The organism is Okeania sp. SIO2F5, from assembly GCF_010692685.1.
Taxonomy (GTDB): Bacteria; Cyanobacteriota; Cyanobacteriia; order Cyanobacteriales; family Microcoleaceae; genus Okeania; species Okeania hirsuta.
Genome location: NZ_JAAHGU010000062.1, coordinates 24,675 through 39,637, shown reverse-complemented (window position 1 = coordinate 39,637; position 14,963 = coordinate 24,675). Strand labels below are relative to the sequence as shown.

Below are 14,963 nucleotides of genomic sequence, written 5' to 3'. Positions count from 1 at the left end.
TTTGGCTACCATTACCCATGTTATTAATGATTGCCGCTGCTACTGTTAGTGTTCTAGTAACAGTGTGGCTAGAGCGAAAAATCTCCGCAGCAGCTCAACAAAGAATTGGCCCAGAATTCATTGGTCCTTTGGGAACTCTAGCACCTTTAGCTGATGGTTTGAAGCTAGTTTTCAAAGAAGACGTTGTTCCTTCTAAAGCAGACCCTCTACTGTTCACTCTAGGCCCTGTAATAGTAGCCATCCCAGTATTTTTGTCCTATCTAGTAGTTCCTTTTGGACAAAATTTAATTATCACAGACCTGGGGGTAGCAATATTTTTATGGATAGCTCTTTCCAGTATTCAGCCAATTGGTCTGCTGATGTCTGGCTATGCCTCCAACAATAAATATTCTCTACTAGGAGGTTTACGAGCAGCAGCACAGTCTATTAGCTATGAAATACCTTTAGCTTTAGCTGTACTGGCAGTAGTGATGATGTCCAATAGTCTCAGCACAATTGATATTGTTGAGCAACAATCAGGCTATGGCATTTTAGGATGGAATATTTGGAGACAACCAGCGGGTTTCCTCATTTTCTGGATATCAGCATTGGCAGAATGTGAAAGACTTCCGTTTGACCTTCCTGAAGCAGAAGAAGAATTAGTAGCGGGATATCAAACAGAATATACAGGGATGAAATTTGCCCTCTATTACCTAGCGTCTTACATTAATTTAGTTCTATCCGCTCTTTTTGTCGCAATTTTATATTTAGGTGGTTGGGAGTCACCCATACCAGTTGGACTTCTCAGTGACTGGTTAGGAGTAAGTGAAACAACTCCCTGGCTACAAATAATTACTGCGACTTTGGGCATTACTATGACATTGCTCAAAGCTTATTTTCTAGTATTCATTGCTGTTTTGTTACGTTGGACATTACCAAGGGTCAGAATTGACCAATTATTAGACTTGGGATGGAAGTTTCTCTTACCCGTCGCTTTGGTAAATCTACTGTTAACTGCAGCCTTAAAGTTAGCCTTTCCACTTGCTTTTGGTGGATAAATCCATAGCTGATTTGAGACTTTTAGATTAAACTGTATCAAAAATCTAAAATTACTTTTGCTAATTAATTAGACTTCCTAGGAGAGAACGCCATGCTAAAATTCCTCAATCAAGTAGGCGAATACGCTAAAGAAACTTTTCAAGCTGCTAAATATATTGGTCAGGGTTTATCTGTAACTTTTGACCACATGAGCCGTCGTCCGGTTACTGTACAATACCCCTACGAAAAACTTATTCCTTCTGAAAGATTTCGAGGCAGAATTCACTTTGAATATGACAAGTGCATTGCCTGTGAAGTTTGTGTAAGGGTTTGTCCGATTAATTTACCTGTAGTTGATTGGGAATTTAATAAAGAAAGCAAAAAGAAAAGGCTCAAGCATTACAGTATTGATTTTGGTGTTTGTATTTTCTGCGGTAATTGTGTGGAATATTGTCCAACTAACTGTTTATCCATGACGGAAGAGTATGAATTAGCAGCTTATGACCGCCATGAGTTGAACTATGATAATGTGGCCCTGGGACGATTACCATATAAGGTAACAAATGACCCAATGGTAACTCCTATGCGAGAATTAGCTTACTTACCTAAGGGAGCGATAGACCCTCATACAGTTCCTCAAAATGCACGTCGCGCTGGTCTTCGTCCGGAAGAAATTCTTGAACAAATGGAAGCTGAAAAACCAGTGGCAGAGACTACAGAAAAATAGCTATTAGTTTATTAGTTATTTAGTTGTGAAGTAATATTCAGCTATTAGCGGTCAGCTCTTCCTTTGGAATGCTACGCAAACAGCTTTTGAATGAATGAAGCAAGGATTCGTTGAACTTCTACTAAATTTTCACTCTATAGAGGGAAATGTAGATGTGGCTCGATAAACTGCTAAGGTTAAGTGATGGGCTTTTACCCATAATTTTAATTTTTTGAAATCTCTCAATTGCTTTTTTCTCCTTTTTTATAAGGTAATAACCCCAATAGCTGATAGCTGATAGCTGATAGCTGACCGCTGAATGCTTACGTTTAATAACTAATAGCTAATAGAATTCAAAATAAACAAATCTCAAAAGGAATAAAAAGTGGATTTAGCACAAGGAGTTCAATTTGTTTCATTTGCTTTATTAAGCATAATGATGATTGCTGCTGCTTTGGGAGTAGTGTTATTTTCTAATATTGTCTACTCAGCATTTTTGTTGGGTGGAGTATTTATGAGTATTTCTGGTTTATACCTTTTATTAAATGCTGATTTTGTGGCTACTGCCCAAGTTTTGATTTATGTTGGAGCTGTTAATGTCTTGATTTTATTTGCAATTATGCTTGTAAATAAACGAGAAGATTTTAAAGTTTTGCCTAATGCTTGGTTTAGAAAAATAGCTACAGCTTTAGTTTGCGTTGGTTTATTTGCCCTACTAAGTACCATGGTATTGTCTACTTCTTGGTCAATTCCTGGTGCTAGTGTTGCTAATACAGAAAGTTCAATTGTTTTAATTGGTAGACACTTTTTTAGTGATTTTTTACTTCCTTTTGAACTTGCTTCTGTGTTTTTGTTAATGGCAATGGTGGGTGCTATTATTTTGGCTCGTCGAGATATTTTGCCTGATGAAGTACCGACTGAGATTCAAACACCTGTTTTAAGTTTACCAGAACGTCCCCGTGAATTAGTGTCTAGTTCTAGTGAAATTTCTAATAATTAAATTCAAAGAGTTGATAAGTTTATGCAATTGCAACTGGAGTATTTTTTGTTATTAGCCGCAGCACTTTTTTGTATAGGTATTTATGGTTTAATTACCAGTCGCAATGCAGTTAGGGTGCTGATGTCTATTGAGTTACTGCTTAATGCTGTAAATCTAAATTTGATGGGTTTTTCTAATTTCTTAGACCCCCAGAATATTAAAGGTCAGGTATTTACTGTGTTTGTAATTACTGTTGCTGCTGCTGAAGCGGCTGTTGGTCTAGCGATAGTTCTTGCAATTTATCGTAACCGTGACACGGTAGATATGGAACAGTTTAATTTATTAAAGTGGTAATTTTAAGGTAAGCATTCAGCTGTTAGCATTCAGCGTTCAGCTTTAGTTAATAATATTTGAATGCTTACTTTTTAATACTATAAAATGTTTTATTTGAGCAGTTTTAAATGTATTCCTGTGCATCTGGATTTCAAGAATTAAGAATTTATAATTAAGAATTTAGAATTACCTCTCCTTTAAAACTGATAGGATTGACTCAAAGGAGATTTTTTCTTTTTATCCTCTTAAAATAGGAGGATTTCAACCACAATTTTTCGGTAACTATTTATTGTCGAAAAATTTTTTTTAAATACTATGTAAAGAAATATAATTTTATTTACTGAAAAATATTAAGCTTCGTTACTAAGCTGCAACATAAAATAATTTCCGTGCTACCGTTTCTAATCATAAACAAGCTCAAATAATTTAGGGGAGGAAAAAATTTTGAATTCAGAAATTAAAAAATATCCATCTTGTTCTTTACATCAAGATGTTAGTGAATATGTGGCTGATTTACAATTTCACATGACTTTACACGCTCGTAATTTAGTTCCTTCTCTTAATCAAGCAAAAGATGGTCGTGAGGAAATGTTGCAGCAAACTCAGGCTCATTTTGAAAAGTTGATTTCTAGACAAACTCTTTAGTTATTTTTATATTTATTTTTATTCCAAAACCCAGTTTCAACTAGCAAAAGAAATTGGGTTTTTTAATTTGTTTTAAAACTTCAACGACTCCACATTCCATAGAACCCCTAACCGTATCTTTTACATTTACATTAACTTTCCTTTCTGCAAACTGAGCGATCGCAATCAAAACTATGCTATGCTTTTGTTGAATAAAAAGTCATGCTTAGGGGCGAACAAACCCTTATAAGCTTTATGATATCACAAAAATTGTGATCATGGAACCGAAAAACCTTTGGCACGCCGCATTTTTTAGGATGCTTCACAAAATGAATATGTTAATGATTTTTCACTGGGGAGTTATTGATGGAAAGATTTGATGAGAAAAAACCACTATTTATGGAAGCTTCACAGAATGAAAATATTTCTGGTATTGCTCCTGGGAAAAATTCCTGAAGATTTGATTGTCTCTCAGTTAGGGAAAATAGTTGAATAAAAAGTCATACGTAGGGGCGAACAATTCCTTATAAATTTTATGATATCACAAAAATTGTGAGTATGGAAGCGGAAATCCTTTGGCGCGCCTGGAGCTTAACCAAATGAAAATGTTGGCGATCTTCCACTTAGGAGGTATAGATGGAAAGATTTGCAGGAGCTGAACAAAATGAAAATATTTCTGTGTTGGCTCTATTCCACTTACCGACTCGTAACTCAAAAATTGGCGCTGCTGAGTGGTAATGATTTTTAGATTAAGTAGGGTTTGCTGAATATAAGTTTTTCAATTTTACTTTCAGCTACTTACTATTAAATTTGAGCAACATTGAAAAAGTTTTTTTCAGAGTGGGAGAAGTTCTTGCTAGACAAGGATTTGACCACGGATACACGGATGATTAATCTGCATTTTGTGAAGCTTAAAAAAAACGGCAAGGTATTTCTCGTTGCATCTCCAAAAAGGTTATGATATGATGTAATCATTGGGTGCTGCTCGCCCCTAAAAATGACTTTTTATTCAACAAAGAAAAAGCTTATATTTTACGTTGATACTTAATCTAAAAATCATTACCAATCAGCAACGCCCAAAAATTTAATCGCGGACAAAGATACCAAATAGATGTCTTTTTTTTCTCAAAATCTTTGTCTCAATGGTAGTCAGAGATTTTTGACAAGTTTTAATTATACTTTTCAGGTTGTGTATTTTAAAATTTAAAACTTTGTTATCAATCTCTGACAATAATATTGGTGAATAAACTAACAAAATTTCAATACTTTCAGCGATTTTTCTCAATTTCGTGATATGGTAAATTTAATTATAATCCAAGGAAGTTTTATTGCTTAATGGAAAAATAAACTTGTAAACCCTTATTCTGTCGTTATTTTAGGTAGCGATCGCTCTTTATTGCTTGAAAGATGACTAACTAATTTTCTCGACCCTATTTAACTGGCAATTGACAAAAATACATTTATGTGTGTTGCAGAAGTTAGCACTACATTAGGAAAAAATTAATAGTAGGAATAGAAGTAGACTTTTTACCAATATTTTTCATCTTTTTATATTGTCGTTAACCAGTTCAACTTTATATTGCACCACACCTGGAATAGTTTACTTTAATGGTGGGTCACATTTCTCGCAAAAATAAAGAGTTGGAACTTCAAAAGTCTCTGACTTAAAGGTGTAGTCAGAGTTACCACTGTACTGCTTTAACCCAGATGCAAAGTTTCTCTTAGCTACGTCTGCTTTTGCTTTATCTGTCCTTGCTATAACCTCTTTGGAAGGATTTAACAAAAGTCCAGCTAAAGGGAATGAAAATGAACCTACCACCATAGAACTTAGCTTCAAAGCCTCTAAAGAGGTTGAGTTTAACCTATAGTGTACTGTATTAATTGTATATACATCAATTAGCTGATAAATGGCAAAATACCACTCAAAAGACTGGGGTGGAATTTTAGTTGTGTGTTTCTTAGAAGTTTTTTCAGCAATAGTGATACTTTCACTTGTCGATCTACTTAACTCCTGAGACACCTTATATCTCAATTTAAAACCATCAGCTCCTAATTCTTGAGATGAGCTAATACCTGGCTTTGAAGAAATTTCTTCAAATCTCTGAATTGTTAAACCAGTTTCTCTAGTATAGCTGATTTCTCTTTCTCTTCCTCCAGGTTGCCCATGAAAAAAATCTACTAATACCCAGTATTGCTCTTTGACAAATTCCTTTAATTCTAATAATTCCAATTTACGCCAAATATCTTGCGAACTATTCTCTTTTTTATAAACATGACGGCTAACAAACTTTTTCTCTGTTTTTGAAGGAGGGTAATCACCAAACCTAACTTCTGGCTGAACTAAAGTTGTATCTTTATATTGATAAATTAATTTCAAGTCACTCATAAAGTAATTCAGAGGGTAACATCGAATTTGTTCCTTTAACTTGACACTTGTTAGAGTGTTTTTCAAGCAAGCGTTGTACACTCAAAGCATAACTATTAATTATATCGCAGTTACCGTAGAGTCTCGTGTATTAGATAAAAAACCTAAATCCACTGAAAATTTAAAATTCTTCTTAAAGCTTAAAGAAAGGAAATTTAATTTCAAAGAGTAATCTTAAACCTCAACAAACATTAACTTGATAAACATTGCCAGAAAAATGATATGGTGACTAAGAAATAAGGTTTGAAACCTACACTTTCAAACTCAGATACTAATAACTAATAACTAATAACTGAAATGCCATATTACATATCACCCAGATTTATAGATAAACTAGCTGTTCATATTACCAAAAATTTCTTAGACTTACCTAGAGTAAGAATGCCTTTAATATTAGGAATACATGGACGAAAAGGAGAAGGAAAAACCTTTCAATGCCAATTAGTATTTGAAAAAATGGGAATTGAACCTGTCACAATATCTGGCGGAGAATTAGAAAGTAAAGATGCAGGAGACCCAGCACGTTTATTACGTTTACGTTATCGAGAAGCATCAGAAAAAATCAAAGTTCAAGGTCGAATGTGCGCCTTATTTATTAATGACTTAGATGCAGGTGCTGGTAGATTTGATGGGGGTACTCAATATACGGTAAATACTCAATTAGTAAATGCTACTTTGATGAATATTGCTGATAATCCTACTAATGTACAATTGCCTGGTAGTTATGATGAAACTCCCCTACATCGAATACCAATTATTGTGACTGGAAATGATTTTTCTACCCTCTATGCACCTTTAATTAGAGATGGTCGAATGGAGAAATTTTATTGGGAACCAAATCGAGAAGATAGAATTGGTATAGTGGGTGGCATATTTAAAACTGATGAACTTTCTGCCAGAGATATTGAGAATTTAGTAGATGAATTTTCTGACCAAGCTATAGATTTTTTCAGTGCTTTACGCAGTCGAATATATGATGAACAGATTCGTGATTTTATTCATCAAGTAGGAATAGAAAATATTTCCAAACGGGTAGTGAATTCTGTAGAAAAAATTCCAGATTTTCCCCAACCTAATTTTAATCTATCTCATCTTCTAGAATATGGAAAAATTATGGTTGGAGAACAACAACGTATCCGAGAATTGCGATTAGTTGAAGAATATAATCAATCTCGATTATTCGGTGGTGCTCAGGTAGAGCGGTCGGAAAAAGTTGCGCCAAATTCTAACTATTTATCTCCAGAAGTAACTATATCTAATCAGTTAATAGAAAATAGGGTTAATCATAACGTTAAAAATAATAATCTCAGTTCAGAAGTTAGAGAAAAAGTGCAAAAAATTCTCCAAGATGATTTGAAAATTGGAATGGAATATGCAGATAAGCGTAGATATAAAACAGGGTCATGGAAAAGTTGTGGAACAATAGATAGTCAGGGAGAAAAAGAGGTGATTAATGCTGTAGAAAATTGTTTAGCTGAACATCAAAATGATTATGTGAGGTTGATTGGAATTGACTCTAATGTAAAGCGCAGATTAGTTGAGAAAATTATTCATAAACCAAATTAGATATTTGAAGGAAGAAGGAAGAAGGCAGAAGGAAGAAGGAAGAAGGAAGAGGGGGTAAATATTGAAAAAAGGGGAAAAGGATAGAAATAAATATCTAAAATCAAAAAGCAGCTATTTTTAAGCATATCCTACTGACTCCTGACCCCTCCTAAATTTTAAAGTAAGCATTTAGCTATTAGCTGTCAGCTATCAGCAACAAGACTCTCTATTTTAGGACAGTGTTTAAATTAAAATAGACTTTAAGGACAAGGGAGCCAACTTTTGTAGTAATACCAAATTGAAATGAAGCTGCGTAGAATAATATTTAAAGCATAATTGACCACAGGTAAGTGTAGATAAATATAGATTGATTTAATGAATTTCAAATTCTATGCAACCTCATATAAAAATGGTATAAGACAATTAAATATTGCTTTTATCCTAAATAAAAAGCAATAGCTGATAGCTGATGGCTGACGGCTGAATGCTGGGTGCATCTCAATTAAGCGATAAGCAATTATATTCAACATTAGGTATGAATAGGGTGTATCTCTGTATGTGCAAAAATACTTTTTTCCAGTATATTCCCAGATGAGCTGTTGCCTTTCGGAGCTGTTGCCTAAAAGCGATAATTTTTTGGCTTTATTCACGCATTGAGATGCACCCTGAATGCTTATATTTTAACTATCTTTCTGTAGAGAACTTTCATGCCAATCTTTTAATAGAAAATCTGATAAAACTGTAAACAAAACAAAGATAACTATTCCTAAACCTGTAGTTAAAAATAAAGCAGCAAACATTCTAGGAATTTCTAAGTTGTAACTAGAGATTAAAATTTGATAAGCAATACCGGAACGAGTCCCCCCTGTACCTGCAACAAATTCTGCTACTATAGCTCCAATTAATGCTAAACCGCCACTAATTTTTAACCCACCTAAAAAATAAGGTAAAGCACTAGGAAATCTCAAATAAATTAGAGTTTGCCAACGAGATGCTCCATATAGCTTAAACATATCGCTCAAATTTTTATCAACACTATTTAATCCCAAAGTAGTATTAGAAATAATCGGGAAAAATGCGACAATCCAAGCACAGAAAATTAAAGCTGCAAAAGTATTATTTTTGAACCAGATAATAATTAGAGGAGCAATAGCAACAATAGGAGTAGTCTGTAAAATTACTGCATAGGGAAACAAACTTCTTTCAATTAATTTATTCTGAGCAAATAACATGGAAATTAACACCCCTGAAACTACTGCTACTACTAAGGCAACAACTGTAATTTTGACGGTAATTAACATAGAAGCAAATAATTGATTCCATTCCTGAATCATTGTCTGAAATACTAATATTGGACTTGGGAATAAATAGGGAGGAATATTCATTACTCTCACGGAAATTTCCCAGGTTAACAGTACTATAATTCCTAAAATTATTGGAGCAATAATCTCAAGAGAAAGTAGCTTATTCAGGATTTTATTTTGTGGTTTTGTTTGTGCTAATTGTTGTTTCTTGTTCTTATTAATTTCAGTAGGTATCATCAGAGACTAGATTCTATTATGTATCTGTAGTTTTTTTATAATACCAATTTATCTAAATGCGAAAGTTCCCATAGTTTACCTTAAAAAAAGAAAAATAAATTCATTATCTTAGTTCTTCCCAGAAAATGTTTGCCAGACCCTGTATAACTATAATGAATGATATTAGTAGACTAAGATTACTAAATTTTAATGCCACAAGCTAAGGTGTGAGTATAGTTAAGCATCTCAAGCTCATATAGATTTTGTTACCTTCTATCCAAGTGCAACAAAGCCTAAAATAACTCTTACGGTAGCGGAATTATCAAAATTACAGATATAAAATGCACTCACTTTCACAAATACTTTCACCTGACAGAGATATTAATCAGAAATTTGTATGAATGTGGTGCTTTGGAGAAAATACTGAAAATCAGTGAACCTATTCCACTATTTTTAACACGCTTATTTATTAACAGACTTATTTATTTAAGTAAAATGTGTTTGAAAAGCTGAATTTTTCGTTTTTAACTCTTAAAATATTTAGGACTTTTACTAAAAATCTGATTACTGGGATAGGTTCATGTCTTTTAAGATGTTTTAAACTAATTAACAATAAATAAGGTAAAAGTCTTAAATTTGGTTTTGACAACAATCTAATGACTTAATTTAATATTAGGTAACTTATAATCTTATAAATATAGTAGGACATTACAAATTTTTATTTATCTTTAAAATATCGGGAAAAGATCTGGAACACAAGGTAAGTTAGCGTGACTGTTGAATCCCGACCAGCAAAAAAATTAATTAGGAGGTTCTTGCTGTTCAACATATTCTTTGAATTTTTCAAGTGGCGTGCCACTACAACTAGAAATTTAATATAGCAGTTTTCGGTACATCAACGATCCCCCTAAAAAAGGAGGACTTCCGGTTTCCCCCTTGTCAAGGATAGGGTCAATTTATTGTCACTAGAAAAAAATTTATAGGGAGATGGGGACTCACCCCTAACCTCTCCCAGGAGCGGAATGTGGGGAGATTCTTATATTTGCTTGCACAATTTTTTGTATTTCTTATGAATATTCTCTGAGGACAAAGAATTAGTCCTGCCTTGTCAAGGGGGGTAGTAGGGGATCTCCAGCAGTGTAACTCACGCTTACTGAGAAATGTTATATCTGCTCGTCCAAAGCGCTTTTTTAGACCAAGAAACCTTGTGAATGGGGGTTAGACAAAAATTAGGCAAAAAAAGTCCTTAAATTATCAATCGAATTACTTTTGTTAATCTGAAAAAGGCCAATTATACTGATCTTACCTCTTAAATATCTATATCTAAATCCAAAGAATTATATCCCAGGAAAAAAATGACTTTATCCTTCAAGCAATTGACTTTATATTTTTCTCTACTATCTATTGGTGGTGGCACAGGATGGTTGGGTCATCGTTATATCGAAGCCAAAGGTTTGACCATAAACTCTAATGTAATACCTGTAGTCAAGCAGCAACCGCCAGATTACCCGTCACCTTCAAACTCTGAAAATACTCTACTTGAACCGACTAACTATAACTTTATTGCTCAAGCAGTAGAAAAAGTAGGTCCAGCAGTAGTCCGTATTGATGCAGCTAAAAAGTTAACAACTCAAGTTCCAGAAGCTTTTCAAAATCCCTTATTTAAACGTTTCTTTGGGGAAAATTTGCCTATTCCAGAAGAACGCGTTAAACGTGGTACTGGTTCTGGAGTAATTATTAATTCTAATGGTCGCTTAATTACAAATGCTCATGTAGTTAGTGGAGCTGATACAGTTCAGGTGACACTGAAAGATGGTCGAGTTTTTGAAGGCCAGGTTAAAGGTGTAGACTCACTCACAGATGTGGCTGTAATTGAAATTGAGGCCACAGGTCTACCAGAAGTGTCCATTGGCAAATCAGAAAAATTAATTCCGGGACAATGGGCGATCGCTATTGGCAATCCTCTCGGTTTAGACAATACTGTGACGGTAGGAATTATCAGTGCTATTGGTCGTAGCAGTTCTCAAGTAGGTATTCCAGACAAACGAGTCCGTTTTATTCAAACAGATGCCGCGATTAATCCTGGCAACTCTGGTGGCCCACTTTTGAATGGCCGTGGTCAAGTAATTGGCATCAATACAGCGATTAGAGCTGATGCTCAAGGATTAGGATTTGCTATTCCGATAGAAACGGCAAAAAGAATTGCTGATGAGTTATTTGATAATGGGAAAGTAGACCATCCATTTTTAGGTATTTCAATGGTTGATTTAACGCCAGAAGTCAGAGATGAAATTAATAAACGACTAGACATGAATATTCAGCAAAATCAGGGTGTTGTGATTATGCGAGTTATAGAAGATTCTCCAGCAGCTAAAGCTGACTTGCGTCAAGGAGATGTGATTCAGAGAGTAGGTGGAGTGGCAGTTAAAAGTCCAGTAGAAGTTCAGCAACAGGTAGAACAAAGTTTAGTTGGAAAAGATTTAGCACTGGAAGTAATTCGTAATCGTAAGATTGCTACAATTCTCGTGAAACCCGATACTTTTCCCCTCTCAGTTGAATCGGAATAAATTTTGATTATGATTGAGGAGTCAGTCCTCAGGAGTCAGTCCTCAGGAGTCAGGAGAAAGGAAGAATTGAGTATGGAAATTATCTAGGGGTATTCCGTGAAAGGTATGTATTGAGTAGAGGTAGTTTTACGATAATGGTATAACCTGATTTCATATTGTAGCAGTTTAAGGGAAGGTGAAGACATATCAAAAGCTGAAAACTCAGGTAACGCCAGATTGTTCCTTCTACCTTCTTCCTTCTGTTATACATCTAAGTAGGATGTCATTATCATCAAAATAGTAGGGACGTTCCATGGAGCGTCCCTACAAAGGTTTCAGAAGAAGTTTGTATAATTTTTGGAGATATAGCGCTACGCGCAAGTTAGAAGTCAAAAGTCATGGATTCAGAAGTAATCTCTGACGCTCGTTTTTCCTAGGTCAATGCTCCGCAAACAGGGTTTAGTAGTGTCCTAACCTAAATCCGTAGTCCTATATCTGAGTTTTAAGCTTTTGATATGTCTTCACCTTTCCTTAGACTTCTATTATCTATTCAATTCAATATTTGACTATTATAGAAATACAGAAACTAAGTATTTTTTAAGTTTAACATTAGCTATTTATCAATATTTATCTTTTTCTTTTGGGTTTAAGATCCCGCCGTCTACACGGTATTTACAATTGGTTGAGGTTTGAGTCCCCATCCACTTCTTTCTTCTTCCTTCTTCAGCAAATATCAACTAAAACCATAAATTATGACAACTATTATTACCAGAACCCAATTAGAATTAACATTAACAGAAGTCGCAGGAACAATATTTTCTATTACTGGTAATGATACTTTTATTTTGACCGCTGACAATGGTCAAAACTTCTTTGTTGACCTTATAGATGAACTAAATACTTCAATCTTAGGCTTACAAATTGGTCAATCAATCACAGTAACAGGATTTATAAATTTAGAAGATAACCGATTAAATCTAATCAATACTATTCTGATTAACGATGATTCGACCAGACCTCCACCACCAATTGTCGGACTACAAACTATATCTGGAACTGTTGGTTTTGTAGTTGACGATCGCCAATTTATTTTAAATTCTAATGGTCAAATATACTTTGTTAACTTATTAGATGAATTTAATGCTATAGCTTTAAATTTACAGCCAAATCAACCCATCGCAATTTCTGGAACTGTAACTCTAGAAAATGGCAGAATAGATGTTAATAGTACCAGTATTATTGATGGTGTAAATATTCCTACTGCACCTCCTTTCATACCAGACGGTCAATTTCCACCAGGTTCCATTATTGGTAATAATACTCCTCAGTTTATTCAAGGCACTCCTAACAATGACACCGTTTTTGGACTTGGTGGTAATGATACAATTGATGGGCAAGCAGGTGAAGATAGTTTGTTTGGTAGTCCCGGGAGTGATAGTATTTTTGCGGGGATAGACAATGACACCATTTTTGGTAATGAAGGAGCTGATACCATTAATGGCGAAATAGGAGATGATAGTATTCTGGGCAATCAAGATAACGATCTTCTAGATGGTGGTGAGGGTAATGATACTGTTGTTGGTAATGAAGGTAGTGATGAGATAGATGGGGGTGGGGGTGATGATAGTTTGGTCGGCAATGTCGGTAGTGATAGTATTTTTGGTAATGATGGTAACGATAGTATTGGTGGGAATGAAGATAGCGATCGCCTTGATGGAGGGATAGGCAATGACAGTGTTGCCGGAAATGAAGGTAATGATACTATTTTTGGCAATGATGGTAACGATAGTATTTTTGGTAATAAAGATAATGACCGTCTGGAGGGAAATTCAGGTAATGATACTATTCGTGGAGGTAAGGGTAACGATATAGTTGATGGTGGTTTTGATTCTGATTTCATTTTAGGAGAGTTGGGTAATGATGAATTGAGTGGGGGAGAGTCTGAAGATTTAATATTTGGTGGTAAAGATAATGATTTTCTTGATGGTGGTGGAGGAAATGATACCCTCAGTGGAGATTTGAGCGATGATACTATTGTTGGTGGTATTGGTGATGATTTTATTATTGGTGCAGGTCGTCAGTCTGGAGAAAATGAGATTGATTTTTTGACTGGTAGTGCGGGTGCTGATACCTTTGTTTTAGGTAATAGTGATGTTGCTTTTTATAGTGGTGCAGGTAGTAGTGATTATGGGGTAATTACTGATTTTGATAATCTTGAAGGTGATGTAATTATTACGTTTGGTGGCGATGGAGTTGTGTTGGGTCCTTCTTCAATAGAGACTCAAGGAGGTACTGGAGTTTTTGTAGGTGGGGATTTAATAGCGATTTTTATTGGTATCACGGAATTGGAAGTTCAAAGTGGGTTGATTTTGATTTAACATAGTAGGGGCGAATGGCCATTTGCCCTTAGAGGTTTTTGATCGCCCTTATATCAAATCCGGTCGAATACTTATTATATAGTTGAGAGTAGGGGACCCACCCCTAACCCCTCCCAGGAGGGGAAAATGGGAGATTAAATAGACATCTGCAATCATCAAAAATCAAATCAATTATCGTACATAAATTATCAATTCTTTCCTCCTACTCCCTACTCCCTCTTTTGGTGGAGATGTCTAGTCTTGAAGTAATTAGGGTTTGCGCTCAAAAGTCTTTTAGTAGGGGTAGCAGATAGCTATACTGGAGACAGCTATACTGGAGAAATGGGAATTAGCCAGAAGGTAGGATCTAAGTTTTGTGTCTCAATTTTTCTGTCCTTAGTTTGCCCTTTATGCTAACTTTTTGAAGGTTTTAGGCTAAAACAAGCGCACCCCTTGGGAATCCAAGAAGGCTCAAAGCTTTACTTGTCAATGGTTTGATAATTGATCGGTAAGCCCTAATTATAGAATTATAAACAGATATTATATCAGCAGATTCTATGTGCAATTAACTGGATTTGATATTAGGCATTGCTGAATTAAGGTATGAAAGTAGGTTTATAGGGAATAGGTATGGAGGGAATAGGGAAAAGTTAATATTAACAAGTAGTTCAAAGCATCCAAAATAAAAAATCCCAAATACAAAATTATCAAATCATACCTAGAATCAGCAACGCCTGATATTACAGGTTTTTGGTCGCCCCTACAGGTTTTTGGTTATGACGATGTGATTCAGAGATCGGCAAAAGCGCTGTAAGCGAGGGCAAATACCATTCGCCCCTACAGATGGTGATTCTAGATATAGTGAGGGCGTTAGCGGAGCTTGGCGTTAGCCAATACCATTTGCCCCTACA

The 14,963-nt window shown here is 35.0% G+C and carries 10 protein-coding genes; 8 read left to right on the top strand and 2 right to left on the bottom strand.

What is annotated here, in order from left to right:
• From nuoH to F6K27_RS19005, 5 genes are all read left to right on the top strand, one after another.
• The coding region (gene nuoH / locus F6K27_RS19025; protein ID WP_287300903.1) for an NADH-quinone oxidoreductase subunit NuoH at window positions 1–1,037 on the top strand (1,037 nt) is incomplete at its 5' end.
• A gap of 92 nt (window positions 1,038–1,129) precedes the next feature.
• Window positions 1,130–1,744 (top strand): NAD(P)H-quinone oxidoreductase subunit I, encoded by a 615-nt coding sequence (ndhI, locus tag F6K27_RS19020; protein ID WP_287277262.1) that lies wholly within the window; start codon window positions 1,130–1,132, stop codon window positions 1,742–1,744.
• A gap of 364 nt (window positions 1,745–2,108) precedes the next feature.
• Window positions 2,109–2,723: an NADH-quinone oxidoreductase subunit J gene (locus tag F6K27_RS19015; protein WP_124146095.1), complete on the top strand. Its 615-nt coding sequence runs from the start codon at window positions 2,109–2,111 to the stop codon at window positions 2,721–2,723.
• A gap of 27 nt (window positions 2,724–2,750) precedes the next feature.
• The gene (gene nuoK, locus F6K27_RS19010) at window positions 2,751–3,056 is read left to right on the top strand and encodes an NADH-quinone oxidoreductase subunit NuoK (RefSeq protein ID WP_192901159.1); all 306 of its coding nucleotides are present in this window, start codon (window positions 2,751–2,753) and stop codon (window positions 3,054–3,056) included.
• Window positions 3,057–3,479: 423 nt separating this feature from the next.
• A complete protein-coding gene (locus tag F6K27_RS19005; protein ID WP_124146093.1) occupies window positions 3,480–3,680 on the top strand; it encodes a hypothetical protein in 201 nt (66 codons plus the stop codon).
• A gap of 1,579 nt (window positions 3,681–5,259) precedes the next feature.
• Here F6K27_RS19005 and F6K27_RS19000 read toward each other — a convergent pair.
• On the bottom strand, window positions 5,260–6,045 hold the full coding sequence (locus F6K27_RS19000) for a hypothetical protein (RefSeq protein ID WP_287277263.1): 786 nt from the start codon (window positions 6,043–6,045) through the stop codon (window positions 5,260–5,262).
• Between the two features lie 336 nt (window positions 6,046–6,381).
• On the opposite strand from F6K27_RS19000, the gene F6K27_RS18995 reads away from it, so the two are divergent.
• Entirely contained in the window at window positions 6,382–7,650 is a 1,269-nt protein-coding gene (locus F6K27_RS18995; RefSeq protein ID WP_287277264.1) for a ribulose bisphosphate carboxylase small subunit, read from the top strand.
• Window positions 7,651–8,309: 659 nt separating this feature from the next.
• Here the strand turns inward: F6K27_RS18995 and F6K27_RS18990 are convergent.
• Window positions 8,310–9,170: an ABC transporter permease gene (locus F6K27_RS18990; RefSeq protein WP_353736021.1), complete on the bottom strand. Its 861-nt coding sequence runs from the start codon at window positions 9,168–9,170 to the stop codon at window positions 8,310–8,312.
• A 1,334-nt stretch (window positions 9,171–10,504) separates the two neighbouring features.
• On the opposite strand from F6K27_RS18990, the gene F6K27_RS18985 reads away from it, so the two are divergent.
• Window positions 10,505–11,716, top strand: a complete 1,212-nt coding sequence (locus F6K27_RS18985; RefSeq protein ID WP_124155419.1) for an HhoA/HhoB/HtrA family serine endopeptidase — start codon at window positions 10,505–10,507, stop codon at window positions 11,714–11,716.
• A gap of 731 nt (window positions 11,717–12,447) precedes the next feature.
• The gene (locus F6K27_RS18980) at window positions 12,448–14,073 is read left to right on the top strand and encodes a calcium-binding protein (RefSeq protein WP_287277265.1); all 1,626 of its coding nucleotides are present in this window, start codon (window positions 12,448–12,450) and stop codon (window positions 14,071–14,073) included.
• Window positions 14,074–14,963 lie beyond the last annotated feature (890 nt).